A 16590-nucleotide genomic window follows, 5' to 3' on the forward strand; every position below is an offset into this window, starting at 1 on the left:
CAATGATATGAAAATTGCATTCCATGGCGCTGCGCGCACCGTTACCGGATCAAAACACCTGATCACACTTAAGAATGGCAAAAAGATTTTATTGGATTGCGGTATGTTCCAGGGTATGGGACATGATACCGATTCCATGAACAGAGACTTCGGCTTCGATCCACAGGACGTGACCTACATGGTGTTATCGCATGCACATATCGACCACTCCGGCCTGATTCCCCGTCTCGTGAAAATGGGCTACAAAGGTGATATTTACTGTACAGGCGCTACCCGCGACATGACAGAAATACTGCTGTTGGACTCTGCCGAAATACAACAAGATGATGTAAAATTCACAAACAAGAAAATGGCCAAAGAAGGTCTTCCTTATGTACAACCACTGTACAGTGTGGAAGATGCCAAAATTGCCATCCACTCTTTAAAACCTTCAGGGTACAATACCTGGATCAATATTGATCCGGATGTGCAACTCATGTTTACCGATGCCGGCCACATTGTAGGCGCAGCCTCCGTACACCTGCGTATCACTGAAAACGGTAAAACAGAACAAATCACCTTCAGTGGCGATATAGGCCGGTATAATGATGCCATCCTGAAATCACCGGCTACCTTCCCACAGGCAGATTATATCCTGATAGAATCTACCTACGGCAGCACCCTGCACGCAGATGCCAAACCTGCTGATGATGAGCTGCTGCGTTATATTCACGAAACCTGCGTAGAAAAAAGAGGTAAACTCATCATCCCCGCTTTCAGCGTAGGCCGCACCCAGGAGCTATTATATGCACTTAACAATGCCCAGCTGAAAGGTACCCTTCCGAAAGTAGATATCTTTGTAGACAGCCCGCTATCCACAGAAGCTACCGCTGTTACCAAAGCACACCCCGAAGTATTTAACAAAGAAGTATCTAACCTGCTGAAGAAAGACGATGATCCATTCGACTTCCCCGGCCTGCGTTATATCAAATCAGTAGATGAATCCAAAGCGCTCAACTTCCGTAAAGAACCTTGCGTCATCATCTCTGCCTCCGGCATGGCGGAAGCTGGCCGTGTAAAACACCACATCGCCAATAACATCGACGAGCCACAAAATACCATCCTGATTGTAGGTTATTGCGAACCTCAATCACTCGGTGGACGCCTCATGCGCGGCGCTAAAGAAGTATCTATTTACGGTACCCGCTTCCAGGTAAATGCAGAAGTCGGCGTGATCCGCTCTATGAGTGCTCACGGTGATTATGAAGATTTAAGCCAGTGGCTGGCCTGTCAGGACCCTAAGAAAGTAAAGAAACTGTTCCTGGTACATGGTGAATACGATGTACAACAGATTTTCCAAAAATTTTTATTCAAAAAAGGATTCCTCGATATTGAAATTCCGGAACGTCATTACGAACTGGGATTGAGTTAAGCGATTTTTTGTCTTAGAACAGGATTAAACTGATTACACTGATTATATTTTTGTCAGATACGAAAATCAGTGTAATCAGTTTAATCCTGTTCTAAGACAACCTCCGCTTATTCTTCTATCAATGGCAACCACAGGTTAACCCGCGTTCCAATAGCCTTTCCTTCCTCATCTGTAAGGTCTTCAATATCAAAGCTGGCATCTACATTAAAGCGGCTGTTATACAACGCTAAACGATCCCTGGTTATTTGTAGTCCGCGTGACTGATGCCGGGGCTTATTCACCCGCTTCATAGCGGCAGACTTTTCTCTGCCGATGCCGTTATCTTCTATGCTGCATCGAATACGGTTATCTACTTTATTGAAGATGATGGTGACCTTACCTTTGCTTTTTTCATGCAGCAACCCATGCCAGATGGCGTTTTCCACGAAGGGCTGAATGATCATGGTAGGCACTTCTACCATATGTGGGTCCAGTGAAGGGTCCACGAAAATCTCATACTCAAATTCATCTGTAAAACGCAGCTTTTCCAATTCCATGTAATTCTCCAACACACTCACTTCCTGGGCGATGGTGATATTATTGAGCTGCGAATTGTCCAATACATTCCTAATCAACTTAGCAAAACGACTCAGGTACGATAACGCCTGTTCCGTTTCACTCTTCATCATAAACGTTTGAATAGAATTCAGCGCATTGAAAATAAAGTGTGGATTCATTTGTGCCCGCAGCGCTTTCATTTCCAATTGCGCAATTTGTTGTTGTATAGCTTCGCGTTGTTTGGCTTCTTTCCTGATACTGGCAATGCGTAATCTGAAGTAAAGATACACCAGCGAGGCCGCCAGCAGCACGCATAACAACCTAAACCAACTGGTTTGCCAGAATGCGGGCTTAATATAAATTTTCAGTCTGCTGGTATTTTCAGAAAATGTTCCGGCGGTATTTACCGCGCGTACTTTGAAAACATAGCTTCCCGGAGGGAGGTTGGTGTACTTAGCCACCAGGATGTTATCATTCAGCACCCAGTTTTCATCTACTCCTTCCAGCTGATAATAGTAGCGGATGCGTTCCTGGTGATATTGCAGGCTTTTAAACTCTATGCTGATAAAGTTTTGTTTGTAGTTAAGTACGACGGGGGTGCTGTCGCGCAACGCTGCCTGAACAAGCACAATACTATCCAGTGCTTTCAGGTTGATGATGGTCACATCCGGCGGAGGAGGCGCCACGCGCAGGCTTTCCGGATCAAAAACCACGAAGTGATCAGAAGCGCCTACTACCAGTTCACCATTTGTTAACCTCACAATACGTCGCCGTACTTTGCGGGAGTTGTCGATGATATCATCTCCCTGGATAAATGTTTCCACTTTATTCTGGTCGGGGAAATAGCGATAGAAGCCGTATTGTGTGGTAAACCAGATCTCCCCTTTTGCACCTTTTTCCATGCTCAGCACCCATTGATCAAATAGTTTGTTGTTGATCAGGAGCGGATTGTAAGTATGTTTCCGGGTATTGTAAATCCATAGTCCATGGTCTGTTCCGGCCAGCAGCGTGCTATCGTTATAGCGTAGCAGACTGGTAACATTGCTATATACATGCGTATTATTCCAGGTGAATGTTTCCCGCGTGGAAATTCTCCTTGTTTGCGTATTAAATTTGATGAGACCTGCACTGCTGGTGCCTAACCACAGGATGGAGTCTCCTTCCGGTATAATCTCCATCACTGATACCGGACGTTTCAGGGCATCCGTTAATTCATTAAATGCCTGGAAGGTGTTACGTTCGGGGTTCCAGCTGGCCAGTCCTCTTTTATACAGGCCAATCCACACGGTGGTATCATTTTGCACCTTCAGCTGTAACAGCGTTTGTTCGTATAAAGCAGGCGACGATACATGTTTAATAAATTTTCCGGTAGCGGGATTGAAGAGAGACAAGTTACCGTTCTCCTGTCCTACCAGGATGGTGCCGTCTTTTAACTCTGCGAAAGTCCATACCAGTCCCCGTTCTTCGGGGATGGTCACATTGGGCGGACCATCATTGTGCACATAATTTTTAATGAGGTTCAGGTCGGATGTCAGGCGGGCGAAGCCATGGCCCCAATAGCCTACATATACGTTACCGTTAGCAGCCTGGTAGATACCGGTTACCTCGCTGGCGGGGAGTCGTTCGCGGGTAGGTGCGGGGAAAATAGTATGTTCATCCAGCAGGCGGAATGTTTTGTTATGCAGGCTGAGGATATTCACGCCTCTGTCGGTGCCAATCCAGAGGTGGCCATCACGATCATTCAGGAAGCAGTTGGCTTCATAGGTGAAGTGAAAGCCGTTTTCGTCGGCGTTATTGGCAACAATTTTCAGGTCAAATGCTTGCAGAACGTTATTATAGCGAAAAACACCGCCTTTTTCTGTTGCCATCCAGGTATGTTTTTCCTTATCGGAAATGATATTGAAGATGGCATCACCATATACAGGCTTATCGGGAGACTGTTTCCCTACCGGCTTATCGAAAACATAGTTTTTCAGCTGCCGGGTGGCGGGGTCATAGTGATATAGTTGTGCACTTCTGCCAGCCAGCCATATCTGGTGGAAAGCGTCGGTGTATATTTTTTTGAAGCTATTGTTGATATCCAGTACGGGTAAGCGTTCGGGGTTATTGGCCCTGCTGTATAGATGTTTCCGCTGACGATCGAGTATATAAACGCCTTTTTTACCGCTAATCCAGAGGTTGCCGGTTTCATCTTCCATGATGGCGTCCATCATTTGTAGGCGGTCGGGTTCGGGAATAACGGTGGCTTTCTGGAAGTTAAATGCTTTTTCGTTGAAACGCAGGAGGCCATCGTGGGTGGTGGCCCATATTACACCGTCGTGATCCTGCACAATCTGGCTGCATTGCAGCCCTTCGGGACGAATATCCTTATCTGATATCTTCAGTGCCCTCACCTGGTCGGTAACCGGGTCGTATACACGAATATTGTCCGGGGTACCCATCCAGATGCGTCCTTTCCGGTCTTCACAGAGGCAGATATCATCGTAGTAGATGGAGCCGGGTACCCGGTCGAAGCTGGCTACGGTGACGAGGTTAGTGCCATCATAGCGCTGCAGGGCGGTGCTGGCAATCCAGATAAAACCTTTCCGGTCCTGCATAATGGCGGAAACGTGGTTGCTGGCTAGCCCGTTGTTGATATCAAGATGGGAAAATTCGTACGTTAAACTGCCCGGCTGCTGGGCAAAGGAAGCTGGTATAGTACATGCCATCATCCACAGCAGGTAGTAAAGATACCTGGCTGCATATTGCCATCCTTGGGCAGTAGCCTTGATATACCGTAGACTCATTCTTATTTTTGGGAAGCAGTACTTCGAATAAAAATACTAAATGTTGTTGTGAATATGCTGCATACTAGCGGAATGCTGGCAAACTAATTAGAAATACCATATTTTTTTTCTGTTATCTGTCACAAAATCCGCCTATGTCTCTCTATAGTAGGAAAGGACATATTCATGAAAAAAATCATCATCTCAAAAGCGGCTATTAAGCGGCTGCATTACATTTCTGGTATAACGCTTTCCATCTTTATTGGTGTTCATTTATTCAATCATTTGTTAGCATTGACCGGCCCGGATGCTCATATGGCATTCATGGAAAAGCTCAGAAAAGTGTACCGGCAACCTATCGTTGAAACCATACTGTTGCTGGCCGTGCTGACGCAGGTGATATCAGGGGTAAGATTACTGTTTAACCAGCAAAAGAAAAGCAGGGCAGAAAAAATACAGATCTGGTCGGGCATTTATCTGTCGTTCTTCTTAATAGTTCATGTGTCAGCCGTTCTTGCAGGGCGTTTCATTGAACACTTAGACACCAATTTCTATTTTGCAGGGGCAGGACTAAATCTTTATCCGGCCACCTTATTCTTTATACCCTACTACTTTTTGAGTATTGGCGCCATCAGTCTGCATGTGGCTTCTCTGCACTATCTGCGAACAAGGTCGAAATGGGGCGCCGGCCTGATAAGTACTGTTGGGATAGTAGTTGCGGCACTTATCATCATGGGGTTCACACATGGCTTTAAGTGGTGGGACATCCCTTTGGAGTACCGGACGTTTATCGCCAAATACTTTTAAACAACGAATGTCATCTTATCCGGGTTTCTGATGAGATATACTTCACTGATGCGGTGATGATGATCAAAAGTCAATATCATTACCGTATCTGGTTGTACCGTTAATGTGTTCTCCAGCAAAACACCGGTTTCCATATTCACCTGTTTGATGTGGTAAGACAGGTTACTGCCGAATTTAGTGGCGATACCTATCAAATAAGAAATAACGCTGGCTTGTCCTGCAACAGGCTTCACGGCTGCTACTGCCTTACCCCCGCCATCCGCAAAAATGGTGATTTCTTTCGAGAGATATGTTTCAAACCATTTGGTATCCCCTGTTGCACAGGCAATAAGAAAAGCCTGTGTCATTTCTTCTCTTTCTTTTTGAGAAGGGAGGTATCTGACCTTTCCTGTTTTCAGTTTTTCTTTAGCGCGATGCAGATGCTGTCTGCAATTATCCTGGCTAATACCAAGTAGTGCAGCTATTTCATCATAATCATAGTCAAAACTTTCACGTAGTGAAAAAACGGCTCTTTCTATGGCATTGAGCTTCTGAAGCACTACCAGTAATGCATAGGAAACATCATGTTGCTGTAAATCGGGGAAACGTTCGTAAATGATAGGCTCGGGAAGATTGATGCCGGGATATGTGAAATGCTGTTGCTTATTCAATAGCGCCAGGCATCCATGGATCACCGCACGAACCAGGTACTTTTCAGGTTCCTGGATCTGATCAATGGGTTGCATAGAAAAGGAAAGATACACATCGCTCAAAATATCAGCGGTATCGCTTACGCGTTCTGTCATCTTGTATGCCAATCCATGTAGCCGGGATTTGTGTTCCAGGAAATGCGACAAGTGATCACGATGATGTGGCATCAGGAGCTATCATTTATTTGATGCCAAAGGTAATGCTGATGATTGGTAATGCACGTGGGGAGTATCTTAAAATAGGTGCAATAAAAAAGCCTGCAAATTTTGCAGGCTTCTTGTACCACGTACGGGATTCGAACCCGTGATTCCTCCGTGAAAGGGAGGCGTCTTAACCCCTTGACCAACGCGGCATTTTTCGTTTGGGATTGCAAAGATAGGAAAATGTTTTACAATCCAAAATTTTTTTTCGATTCTTTTGTAAAGGTAAGAAGAATCACACAAAAAACAGGGCTTTTTAAGTTTCTTTCCCTTCAACCTGCCCCATCCTTTTCAGCCACTGTTGCGGATCTAAACAAAAATCAGGCATCTCCCTAAAAAACTATTCCGCTGTTATAATTTTTTTAGGGAGATGGATACCTCCATATAACCCCTATGCATATACGATCTATTGTTTCAATCCAGCTATCAGGTTAATGGTCAATGCCACTACAAACGTATTCAGTGCAAAAGACAATAATCCGTGGGCTAATGCCGTACGCCGGATTACTCTGGCAGAAATTTCCACATCCGATACCTGGAAGGTCATGCCTATCACAAACGAGAAGTAGGCAAAGTCGAGGTAGTCCGGGCATTTTTCATTGGGAAAGTCCAGTCCGCCGGCATGTTTGGTCACGTCTTTTGTATCATCATCATAGTACAAATTGGCGTAATGGAAGGTCAGGGTAGTATGTACCATAGTCCAGGAAGCCAGCATCCCGGTAATAGCCACCGGTAAATACAGATGAGAACCACCTGTAATATCTTTCGACAGCATCAGCAATAACACAATCACTAAACTGGCGAAAGCCGCTATCACCACGGAAAAGGAAACAAAGATCCGGCTGCCGTCGTCTACCCTTGCCCAGGTACGGATTTCATTGACCGACCGGTTATAAAAAACAATCCAACCCGTAGTGATGTAAGACAGGGCAAATACATCCCAAAGCATCACGTAGGTAATCAACGGATGTAAATTAGCCCCACTGAAAAACAGGCCGGCAAAGGTAATCAGGGTTAGCGCCAGACTGACCGACACCCGCTGCATAGGGTGCATGGCGACAAGTAACTTGACAGCTTTCTTCTTTCTCATAAGGATGCTTATTCGTTAAAGATAATCCTGTTTTTCAAAGCTTATTCATCCTCTTCTCAAATTATTATCCTACAAAACAAGTAGACTATTGGTCAGGTCAATCAATTTAGCTACATTAGCAACACAATAATCAAAATCTAAGGCTGCCAACAAACAGCCCATTACTCAACAACAACCCGATTATTATCCAAAACCCATAACTATTGTTCCCTGGTTCTCTAAAGTGATCTCATTTCTTTAGCCATCATCTCAATTAAAAAAAACAAGCGTATGAAATCAAAGCTCTATGCCCTTTTTCTCCTTTTCCTATTCTCTTATACGGCCTACGGGCAATCCATTGAAGGACGCGTAGCTGATAAGAATCAACCCCTGGTAGGTGCTTCCGTTAAAATAACCGGCCAAAACACCGGTGCAGCCACCGACCTGGGAGGTCATTACAAAATAGCCCTGCAACCCGGTACTTATAAAGTAAGTGTGAGTTACATCGGCTATCAAACCACTGTAAAAGACGTGACCCTGGCGGCCGGGCAACATGTTACGCTGGACTTCCTCCTTACCTCCACCGACGACCTCAATGAAGTGGTTGTACTGGGCTCCAGGAGCAAACCCCGCAGCCAGCTCTCTACCGTTGTACCGGTAGACGTAGTTGATGTAAAACAAATTGCCCAATACTCGCCGCAGGTAAGCATTAACCAGATACTTAACTACGTGGCTCCTTCTTTTTCCTCTAATACTCAAACCCTGTCAGACGGAACCGATCATATTGACCCCGCCGCCCTTCGCGGTTTAGGTCCCGACCAGGTACTGGTATTAATCAATGGTAAAAGAAGACATACCACCTCGCTGGTGAACATCAACAGCAGCTTCGGGAAAGGATCTGTAGGTACAGACCTGAACGCCATTCCCACTGCCGCAATCAAAAGAATTGAAATACTGCGCGATGGCGCCGCCGCCCAATACGGCTCCGACGCCATTGCCGGCGTTATCAACATCGTGTTAAACGATGCAGTGAATAAGGTAGACGTTAACGTTACTACCGGCGGATATGTATCCAAACACGCAGAAAATAATCTTGATGGACAAACCGTTCAGACCAATATCAACTTCGGTCTGCCCCTGGGTGATAAAGGCGGATTTGTGAACCTCGCCGGATCTTACGACTACCGCAATTATACCAATCGTACCGGCACCTTCAACGGCACCATCTTCAGCGATTACAACGACCCCTCGCTGGCGACCGTACCAGGCAGCCCAACAGGAAAAGACATCACCGACACAGAACTGGCGAAACGCGGATTAACACGCAACGACTTTAACTCCAGAATAGGTCAGTCGGCCAACCGTGGTGGTAGCCTCTTTCTCAACGCTTCACTCCCTGTGAGTGAACATGCGGAAGTATATGCTTTTGGTGGATTAAATTATCGCCATGCGGAAGCAGCGGCATTTTTTAGAACACCTTCCCAGCTCACACAAAACAATGACACCATTTATCCGAATGGCTTCCTGCCGTTAATCGTAACCGATAACCGCGATAAGTCGCTCGCAGCAGGTATCCGCGGCACATTGCATGAATGGAAAGTAGACTTCAGTAATACCTTTGGTGAAAACGGCGTGGACTTTACGGTAGATCAAACCTTGAATGCTTCCATGTTAAAAGCCTCTCCCACTTCATTTGAAGCAGGCGGCTATCGCTTCCAGCAAAACACCACCAATCTGGATTTCAGCCGCTTCTTTACAGGTCCGTTAAAAGGCATCAACGTGGCATTTGGTGCGGAGCATCGGTATGAAAATTACCGCATCCTGTCCGGCGAAGCCTCCTCTTATACTAACTATGGCAACGCACTGAAAATAGGTACAGATGCCAGCGGAAAACCTATACTGATTCCTGATCCCAAAGGCAACATTCCTACCCGCTTTGCGGCCAATGGCAGTGCTTTTGCCGGCGCAGCCCAAAGCTTTCCCGGATTTAGCCCCGATAATGCTACCAACGCCTCCCGCACTTCTGTGGCCGGTTATGGCGATGTGGAAGTAAACTTTACGGAGAAACTATTGGTAGATGGTGCTCTTCGTTTTGAAAACTACTCCGACTTTGGTTCTACCCTTAACTGGAAGTTAGCGGGCCGTTATCAGTTTAGCCCCAAATTATTGCTTAGAGCTGCCGCCAGTACGGGATTCAGGGCTCCTTCCCTGCATCAGCGTTACTTCAATGCTACCTCCAGCGTATTCGTAGATGGCGCCTTCGTAGAATCAGGCACCTTCACCAACGACAGCCGGATAGCGGCTTTGCTGGGAATACCCAAACTAAAACAGGAAACCTCCCACAACTACAGCGCAGGGTTAACCAGCAACCTGGGACCGCTGAAAATCACCGTGGATGGGTATTACATCCGCATTGACGACCGCATTGTGTATACCGGTCAGTTTTCCGGTAAACAAAATGGCACACCGAAAGAACAGGAGATTTATAATATTCTCCGCTCTGCCAATGCACAAACGGCGCGCTTCTTCGCCAATGCTATTAACACAGAAACAAAAGGAGTGGATGTAGTAATTACCTACACTACACATCCGGGGAAAGGTATTTTAAGAGCAGACCTTTCCGGTACTTTTGCCCAAACATCGCTGGTAGGTCCTATTCACTCGTCCGAACAGTTGGCGGGCCAGGAAAGCACTTATTTCGATGCCGCCAGCCGTATCTACCTCGAATCTGCTGTACCGCGCACCAAAGCGAACCTGTCGCTGAATTACAGCATTCAGAAATGGGGGATCTTCTTACGCAACGTATACTTCGGAAAAGTGACAGAAGCTACCAACATTGTAGCTAATCAGGATACCTATAAGGGGAAAGTAATTACGGATCTTAGTGTGAGTTATAAATTCATTCCGAATTTAGGGCTGACTATTGGCGCCAATAACTTGCTGGATGTATATCCTGATGAGTTATCTGTAGGCAACCAAAGTTCCGGACGGTTCCTTTACTCCCGTGCTTCTCAGCAATTTGGCTTCAATGGCCGGTTCCTGTTTGCGAGATTAAACCTGAACTTTTAATAACATAATAACGGGGTAGCGTTTATGCTACCCCGTTATTATTCTTATGGCTGGCCAGATTCCAGCTGTTGGATAATAGCTTTATACCGATTAATGACATTGGGATCTGAAACATTGTCTGTATCGGCCACATAGGCTTTCAACGCCTGCAAATACTCTTCTTTAAAGGCTTTATTGTACGGACTGGCGTTGTATTGAATCTCCGTTTTTTGCACTTCGATTTGATTCTTCATCATTTTTCTCGCAATACCAAAGTTAGATTCATCACTTAAAATAACGATGTTCTTCTCATAGCCTGGTATGTATTTCACCAAAAACGGATCGTTTACATTAGGAATAAGAATGGCATTCCGGATTGGGTACACCGCGGCAGACATCGTAGAAAAGCCAGTCAGTATATCTCTTCCGTCTGCCGTTTTCAGCAATACATCATAATCATAAATGTACTGGTCGTTAAGTGTAGAGTTGGTTTGCTCTTCTTTGGTAATGATAGCAGTGCCTTTAATACCATACGCATTCAGGAACCAGGCGTTCAGCATATGTGCCAGGAAGATATTCATGATAGGTACTAGCAATGCCAGAATACCAAATATCCATTTCTTTGTCCAGGTCCATAGCAGCAGGCAAAGAATCATCAAAATAGGGAATGACCATCCCGGAGAATGGCTGAGAAAATAAAGAATGGCTGAAATAATTGTCATGGGCTACAACTTTTAAACAATAGGTTCTCTCTGTAATCTCAACAAACCTACTACTAAAAAACTGTAATCAAAAATACGAGCAGCGGACCTGCCTTAACGAGTTACGCCGGGCACTATCCATCTTCTTAAAATAATATCCTACAGATATTTCATGAGTACCATTGTTGTAGGTACGATACTTATTCAGGGCATAATCAAAAGCATAGCCTATTCTCAGCTCGGGCAAAACAAATACTTCTGCCATAGCCACTACAGCACTGGATTTCGTTAACCCGGGTTGTAATGCAGGTTTATTATAGAGATCCACTGCGGTACGATAACCACCACCTACCCATACCACATCCTTCAGTAATACAAACATATTCAGGTCGAGACTGGTAGGCCCGGCTCTATCATCTTTCAGCAAAAAGATGGGTTTTAAGGATACATCATCGTTCAATGCCAGTAAGGCACCGCCACTCAGGTAATAGTGGGGTTTAGGCACCGGGATAAAATGACCTAATGGTTTATTTTTCGCCTGGTACTGTGCTGTAAGATTATCTGCCGAAAAACCAACAAACCAGTTAGCGGTGGAATAGTATACTCCTGCCCTGGTATCGAACAACACCATGTTTTGAGCGGCTCCGTTAATGCCTGGCTCATTAGGGTTGGTGAAGTCAAGTGCATTGGTATTAATTCCCTGTTGTACGATGCCGGCGCCAATACCCAGCGCCAGTCGTCCGGTTTCCCCTCCTAACGGAATGCGGTAAGCATAATTCCCATAGGCTGCCAGCTGGCTTTGCGCCCCAATTTTATCATGCGATACCTGCAGGGCCAGCCCTACCCGGTCGTTGTTAACACTGCCATCTACCGCCAGCGACATCGTTTGCGGTGCACCGGCTATCCCTACCCACTGATCTCTGTAAAAGGCATGAGCATTCAATTCCTGCCGGTAACCGGCATAGGCAGGGTTAATGTAAATCCCGTTGAAAATATATTGACTGAATTGTGCATCCTGCTGTGCATGGGCGTATTGCCAACTCACCAACAACATCACCAGGAATGTCAGATATTTTTTTGTGTGCATAGTTGTTATGGTTTTAACAACGTGATATAACCTTTAAACTCCTGCCAGCGGCCATTTCCATCTTTAACACGTAGCAGGTAGAAATAGGTCCCTTGATTCAATCCTTTACCACTCCAGTTTTGTGTATATCCTTTCTGTTCAAATACATGATTACCCCAACGATTCAGAATCGTTAACTCATTTTCCGGATATTGTTCTAAGCCACTGATCACAAAAACATCATTCACTCCGTCGCCATTGGGCGTAATGGCGTTAGGAATGTGCAAAGGCATTATTAACAGCTGATGGGCGCTGCTATTGTTGGATAGTACATTATCCTGTTCCACGGCAGCCACTGTTGCGGTATTCGTAATTTGTCCGGTTTCCAGCACTTTCACCCGGATGGCCAGCGAAGCCGTTTGTCCTACTGCTAAGCCATTCATTTTCCACAATACCGTATGATCCTGTGGTTGATAGGTAGCAGCACCTATAGTAGGAACAGACAATAGGTCCAGCGCTACCTGCCGGGGTAGTTTGTCGGTGACAGTAATTCCGGTAGCATTAGCAGGACCATTGTTAACAACGGTCAAATAGTAATTGAAGGTGCTATTGAGTTTAAACGAACCATTATCGGCGGTTTTGTTGATCTGCATATCTGCATCTGGTCCCCGGCTGGTGATTTCTGCAATGATGACCGGTTGGGATAAGTCGGAAACACATCCTTCTCCGTTATATACTTCCACGGTATATCTGCCGGGTGTAGCAGTGGTGTAGTCCGGCAAAAACGCACCAGTGATGGCGATGCCATCCCGGTACCATTGGTACCGGGGGGCATTCACCGGATTGGCCGTGAGTTTCACCTGCTGACCGGGCATGATATACCTGACCGGTGGCGACTGCGCCATGGCTACAGCCGTCCACCAGCTCAGGATCAGGATAATGACAGATACTTTCCCCCGCATATGAGTTTATTACTCGATGGTAATAGTTGGTGCACCTGGTTTAGGCGTAACTGTGATAGTAGCATCGGAGCCATTGAACTGAGAGATGGCCGTAAAATTACCACAGTCTTTCACGGTGTAAGCCACCTTTACACTGTATTTGTACTTTTTCTCAACGCCACCGGTGCTGGTAGCTACGTCGTCCAACGTATAGGTGGCAGCGTTAGTACCTACGGTTGTTGTCGCATTGGTAGCCAGATCTGTTTTTGTCCAAACATAAGTAAGATCAAAATTGGCTATGGTCAATGCTTTAAGACCAGTAATCGTTCTCAGTGCATCCTTGAATGCCACGTCGCTCTTCAGGGTAATGGCACTGGTTCCTGTTGGTGCACCATTAGCCGCGCAATACGTCAGCGAAGGAGTAGATGCATCGATGGTAGAAGTAACGGCCAGATCAGGTAATACAAATACCGTAAAGAGCACGGGATCAGCCGGACAGCCTGCCGTACCAGTGGAGGCAGTCACCTGATAGGTATGCCATCCTGGTGTAGCGTTGGTAACTGCCAACTTTTCATTAGTGGGAACCGCTCCTGGAAGCAAAGCGCCTGCCGTTCCAGTGCCATCCAGTTCCTGCCAGTTCCAGGAAGTATAGTTTACTGCAGGTGTAACACTGTTATCAGCAGTAGTTGACTTCAATGTAAAATTGGATGAACTGGCACAAAACAATGTAGTACCCGTACTGGTAGAAGTCCCTTGTTTGGGATCGTTACCAACAGATAAATCTGATGGTAATTTGATGGTTTGTGCATTTACTTGTGTGGTACTCATCGCAAATAATACCATGAGTAAACAGGTAACAGGGATCAGTAAAAAACGGCGCATTCCGAATGTAGCATTTTTCATATGTCAAGGGTTTTATTTTATTGTATTGTTAATAAAGGTGATCCGGGACGAGGCGCCACAGTAACGGTAACGGGCACACGATTACTCACATTTCCGTTGCATCCGCCTCTGATGGCTTCTACATAATAAGTATAGGTACCTGCAGTGGTGATGGTTGGCGTAAACGTCAAACTATTTCCCAGCAGCAGCGTACCATCTGATTTATACCAGTTGTACACTGCACAGGCATCTGGATTTGTTACGGTAAATTTTATTTTGCCTACATCGTTGATGCAGATGGGACCGGGATTAGGGATGCTATTCAGCTGTAGTTGTATAGTAGGTACGGGCGCCACTATTCTTACGTCATACACTCTTAAGGCGCTGAGTGCACCTACCAGTCCGCCGAGTTTTATATCGATGCGATCAAAGGCAACAGGAATGGCTGCTGACAATACATATTTCTGTCCGGGGCCACCCAGCAGCCGCAAATTGAGGAAAGTACCGGTATTGGTGATAGGACTGCCTACAAGCGTATTGCCAAGCATGGGTTGAATAGCAAAGCCGGTGAGGAGGTTTAAATCCAGCAGTGCGGCGCCTGCATCCTGTAATACAATGTATACCGAATCGCCGGGTTTAGCGGTGGTATTGAATACTACTGTTTCAAATACTTCGCTTAATACTTTTACCCCCGTATTCAATTGGGCATAAGTAGAAAGTGTGGGATCGTTATCAATCGCGAGCCATCTATTATCCACACTTCCGGTAGCATTTAATAAGGCGAGTTGTCCCGCACGAATACCTGCCAGCACATCTATGGGTTGATAGCAGTTGATGTTGGAAGGTGCGTTTTGCATGAACCAGGCATCGTAAATACCCATGCTTACGCCAAGAGATAATACACCGGTAAGGGTTACCCATACGCCATCGTAGGCCACGGGGTTTCCGGATGCATCCTTTGGTGTAAGCATCACTTCCATATCACCGGAACCGCTGACAAGCGACAGCAGTGCGCTTGTTGAATAAGCAACACCTACTGCTTTTTCCGCATGATGACTATCATAAATAAAAGGTTGTACGATCACTGCGGTGCCAACTCCCACCAGATTAGTGGGGTAGGAAATTTTCACACTTACCTGGGTCCCTGCTGCCACGGTGGCGTCAAAATTGAGATACTGCCTGGCATAAGAAGCGCCTAGCAGGGCGATCGCACTTAAGGTAGACTGAGTAGCAGGATTGCCGTCTACCGCACTCGCATCATTCGATGTGCTTCCAAGTATGGTTTCTGTTCTTTGTCCGGATGCGTATTTCCTGATTTGAGGAACCGGGCAACCACTTTGTGCAATTGCAGTAGAAGATAAAAAGATAAAAGAAAGTATAGTGAGTAAAATAGCATACCCTGTACCCCTGTTTTGTCTGGGTAATATTCCGATGATAACTGCATTCAAGGCATTCACAGGGAATCGCATAAGGATACTTGGTCACTAATTGGGAAATTCGGTTCGGTATGACTAATGTAGCCGAATAATCAGCACCATGGCAGTGTGCAGGCGGTAATGAACAAAATGAATAAGCCCAAAAAATGAACAAAAAATGCACAGGAGTGAACAGGAATTGGCAATTATTTTATATAAAATAAAATATACATTATTATAAAATATTATTTAATAAAAACACTTATTCAAGGCCCTTTTCCGCAAAAATCTGGCATGATATTAAGCAACGGGATTTACCTAAAGCTGCTTCATCGACAAACGGCATTTATCTCCTCCATAGGTAGAGTACCGATCAAAGCCCTGCGACTATCTACCATCCATTTTTACCTCTGAAAGATGTACTTATTTAGTGCTCTAAATGACTGCATTATGAAAAAGATTTCTCTCATCCATTATGGTTTTTTATTGCTGCTCACAGTTTTTACAGGAGCATGCGAAAAAGATGAACCGGCGAAACCAGCGGTACCTCAGGTTTTTAAAGACGAAAGCTCCATCACCTGGACAGTAGATGGCAACCCTTATACAGCAGGTGGTAATTCTGCCTATACAAACACGGAAAATAAAACAAGTGCTACTTCCGGATACTCGAAAGACAAGTCGGGCATATCAATCATATTTAATGGCAAACAAACCGGCACCTTTAAGATGGGCAATGCCGGCCAGGCTGGCCAGGCTGAAGTTAGCTTCCTTAGTGGCCCTAAGGGTAAAGACTACATCAACACTTATACACCAGATTGCCAGCATGGTACTTTCAAGTACACAGATGGCGAGGTTACTATCGTCAAAATAGGAAAGCCTTTCGACGTATTTAAGGGCACAGGAGGATATGTAGAAGGTACCTTCACGGCAACGTTATATGAGTCTAACAGCTGTGGTCCCTCTGTGGAGCATATACAGGTAAAAGGCGAATTCAGACTGCTGAATGTGAGTTCCCCGGAATAGGGCTTTCCTCAACATTAGGGGCCTTCTCTCTTGTC

12 protein-coding genes and 1 tRNA gene are annotated in these 16590 nt (G+C 45.6%); 4 read left to right on the forward strand and 9 right to left on the reverse strand.

Annotation, left to right across the window (positions count from 1 at the left end; translation table 11 throughout):
• Nucleotides 1-7 precede the first annotated feature (7 nt).
• The gene (locus tag AC1DFM_RS30560) at nucleotides 8-1411 is read left to right on the forward strand and encodes an MBL fold metallo-hydrolase RNA specificity domain-containing protein (RefSeq protein ID WP_477080584.1); all 1404 of its coding nucleotides are present in this window, start codon (nucleotides 8-10) and stop codon (nucleotides 1409-1411) included.
• A gap of 107 nt (nucleotides 1412-1518) precedes the next feature.
• Here AC1DFM_RS30560 and AC1DFM_RS30565 read toward each other — a convergent pair whose 3' ends face one another.
• Nucleotides 1519-4734 (reverse strand): sensor histidine kinase, encoded by a 3216-nt coding sequence (locus AC1DFM_RS30565; RefSeq protein ID WP_477080585.1) that lies wholly within the window; start codon nucleotides 4732-4734, stop codon nucleotides 1519-1521.
• A gap of 165 nt (nucleotides 4735-4899) precedes the next feature.
• Between AC1DFM_RS30565 and AC1DFM_RS30570 the strand changes: the two genes are divergently transcribed.
• Nucleotides 4900-5520 carry a succinate dehydrogenase/fumarate reductase transmembrane subunit gene (locus AC1DFM_RS30570; RefSeq protein WP_477080586.1) on the forward strand — a complete coding sequence of 207 codons (621 nt, stop codon included), beginning with the start codon at nucleotides 4900-4902 and terminating at the stop codon, nucleotides 5518-5520.
• On the opposite strand, the gene AC1DFM_RS30575 is transcribed toward AC1DFM_RS30570, so the two are convergent.
• The 3 genes from AC1DFM_RS30575 to AC1DFM_RS30585 all read right to left on the reverse strand — a co-directional run bounded on the left by AC1DFM_RS30575 (nucleotide 5517) and on the right by AC1DFM_RS30585 (nucleotide 7500).
• The gene (locus tag AC1DFM_RS30575) at nucleotides 5517-6377 is read right to left on the reverse strand and encodes a sigma-70 family RNA polymerase sigma factor (RefSeq protein ID WP_477080587.1); all 861 of its coding nucleotides are present in this window, start codon (nucleotides 6375-6377) and stop codon (nucleotides 5517-5519) included. The genes AC1DFM_RS30570 and AC1DFM_RS30575 overlap by 4 nt on opposite strands.
• A gap of 113 nt (nucleotides 6378-6490) precedes the next feature.
• Nucleotides 6491-6562, reverse strand: a tRNA-Glu gene (locus tag AC1DFM_RS30580).
• Between the two features lie 254 nt (nucleotides 6563-6816).
• The gene (locus AC1DFM_RS30585; protein ID WP_477080588.1) at nucleotides 6817-7500 is read right to left on the reverse strand and encodes a DUF1345 domain-containing protein; all 684 of its coding nucleotides are present in this window, start codon (nucleotides 7498-7500) and stop codon (nucleotides 6817-6819) included.
• A 270-nt stretch (nucleotides 7501-7770) separates the two neighbouring features.
• Between AC1DFM_RS30585 and AC1DFM_RS30590 the strand changes: the two genes are divergently transcribed.
• Nucleotides 7771-10548: a TonB-dependent receptor gene (locus AC1DFM_RS30590; RefSeq protein WP_477080589.1), complete on the forward strand. Its 2778-nt coding sequence runs from the start codon at nucleotides 7771-7773 to the stop codon at nucleotides 10546-10548.
• Between the two features lie 44 nt (nucleotides 10549-10592).
• Here the strand turns inward: AC1DFM_RS30590 and AC1DFM_RS30595 are convergent, their stop codons facing one another.
• The 5 genes from AC1DFM_RS30595 to AC1DFM_RS30615 all read right to left on the reverse strand — a co-directional run bounded on the left by AC1DFM_RS30595 (nucleotide 10593) and on the right by AC1DFM_RS30615 (nucleotide 15586).
• Entirely contained in the window at nucleotides 10593-11249 is a 657-nt protein-coding gene (locus AC1DFM_RS30595; RefSeq protein WP_477080590.1) for a hypothetical protein, read from the reverse strand.
• Between the two features lie 67 nt (nucleotides 11250-11316).
• Entirely contained in the window at nucleotides 11317-12315 is a 999-nt protein-coding gene (locus AC1DFM_RS30600) for a PorP/SprF family type IX secretion system membrane protein (protein ID WP_477080591.1), read from the reverse strand.
• Between the two features lie 5 nt (nucleotides 12316-12320).
• Entirely contained in the window at nucleotides 12321-13256 is a 936-nt protein-coding gene (locus tag AC1DFM_RS30605; RefSeq protein WP_477080592.1) for a T9SS type B sorting domain-containing protein, read from the reverse strand.
• Nucleotides 13257-13265: 9 nt separating this feature from the next.
• Nucleotides 13266-14138 (reverse strand): hypothetical protein, encoded by an 873-nt coding sequence (locus AC1DFM_RS30610; protein WP_477080593.1) that lies wholly within the window; start codon nucleotides 14136-14138, stop codon nucleotides 13266-13268.
• A gap of 17 nt (nucleotides 14139-14155) precedes the next feature.
• Complete coding sequence (locus AC1DFM_RS30615) at nucleotides 14156-15586, reverse strand: immunoglobulin domain-containing protein (protein WP_477080594.1); 1431 nt, start codon at nucleotides 15584-15586, stop codon at nucleotides 14156-14158.
• 396 nt (nucleotides 15587-15982) lie between these two features.
• Between AC1DFM_RS30615 and AC1DFM_RS30620 the strand changes: the two genes are divergently transcribed.
• Nucleotides 15983-16555, forward strand: coding sequence for a hypothetical protein (locus AC1DFM_RS30620; protein ID WP_477080595.1), 573 nt, complete (start codon nucleotides 15983-15985; stop codon nucleotides 16553-16555).
• Nucleotides 16556-16590: the final 35 nt, after the last annotated feature.

It is taken from the genome of Chitinophaga sp. 05T412 (genome assembly GCF_056396465.1).

Bases quoted from the DNA above. Each gene is read 5' to 3' on its own strand.
- AC1DFM_RS30590 (WP_477080589.1), top strand. From the start codon at position 7,771: ATGAAATCAAAGCTCTATGCCCTTTTTCTCCTTTTCCTATTCTCTTAT.
- AC1DFM_RS30565 (WP_477080585.1), bottom strand. From the start codon at position 4,734: ATGAGTCTACGGTATATCAAGGCTACTGCCCAAGGATGGCAATATGCA.
- AC1DFM_RS30615 (WP_477080594.1), bottom strand. From the start codon at position 15,586: ATGCGATTCCCTGTGAATGCCTTGAATGCAGTTATCATCGGAATATTA.
- AC1DFM_RS30605 (WP_477080592.1), bottom strand. From the start codon at position 13,256: ATGCGGGGGAAAGTATCTGTCATTATCCTGATCCTGAGCTGGTGGACG.
- AC1DFM_RS30595 (WP_477080590.1), bottom strand. From the start codon at position 11,249: ATGACAATTATTTCAGCCATTCTTTATTTTCTCAGCCATTCTCCGGGA.
- AC1DFM_RS30620 (WP_477080595.1), top strand. From the start codon at position 15,983: ATGAAAAAGATTTCTCTCATCCATTATGGTTTTTTATTGCTGCTCACA.
- AC1DFM_RS30570 (WP_477080586.1), top strand. From the start codon at position 4,900: ATGAAAAAAATCATCATCTCAAAAGCGGCTATTAAGCGGCTGCATTAC.
- AC1DFM_RS30575 (WP_477080587.1), bottom strand. From the start codon at position 6,377: ATGCCACATCATCGTGATCACTTGTCGCATTTCCTGGAACACAAATCC.
- AC1DFM_RS30610 (WP_477080593.1), bottom strand. From the start codon at position 14,138: ATGAAAAATGCTACATTCGGAATGCGCCGTTTTTTACTGATCCCTGTT.
- AC1DFM_RS30600 (WP_477080591.1), bottom strand. From the start codon at position 12,315: ATGCACACAAAAAAATATCTGACATTCCTGGTGATGTTGTTGGTGAGT.
- AC1DFM_RS30585 (WP_477080588.1), bottom strand. From the start codon at position 7,500: ATGAGAAAGAAGAAAGCTGTCAAGTTACTTGTCGCCATGCACCCTATG.
- AC1DFM_RS30560 (WP_477080584.1), top strand. From the start codon at position 8: ATGAAAATTGCATTCCATGGCGCTGCGCGCACCGTTACCGGATCAAAA.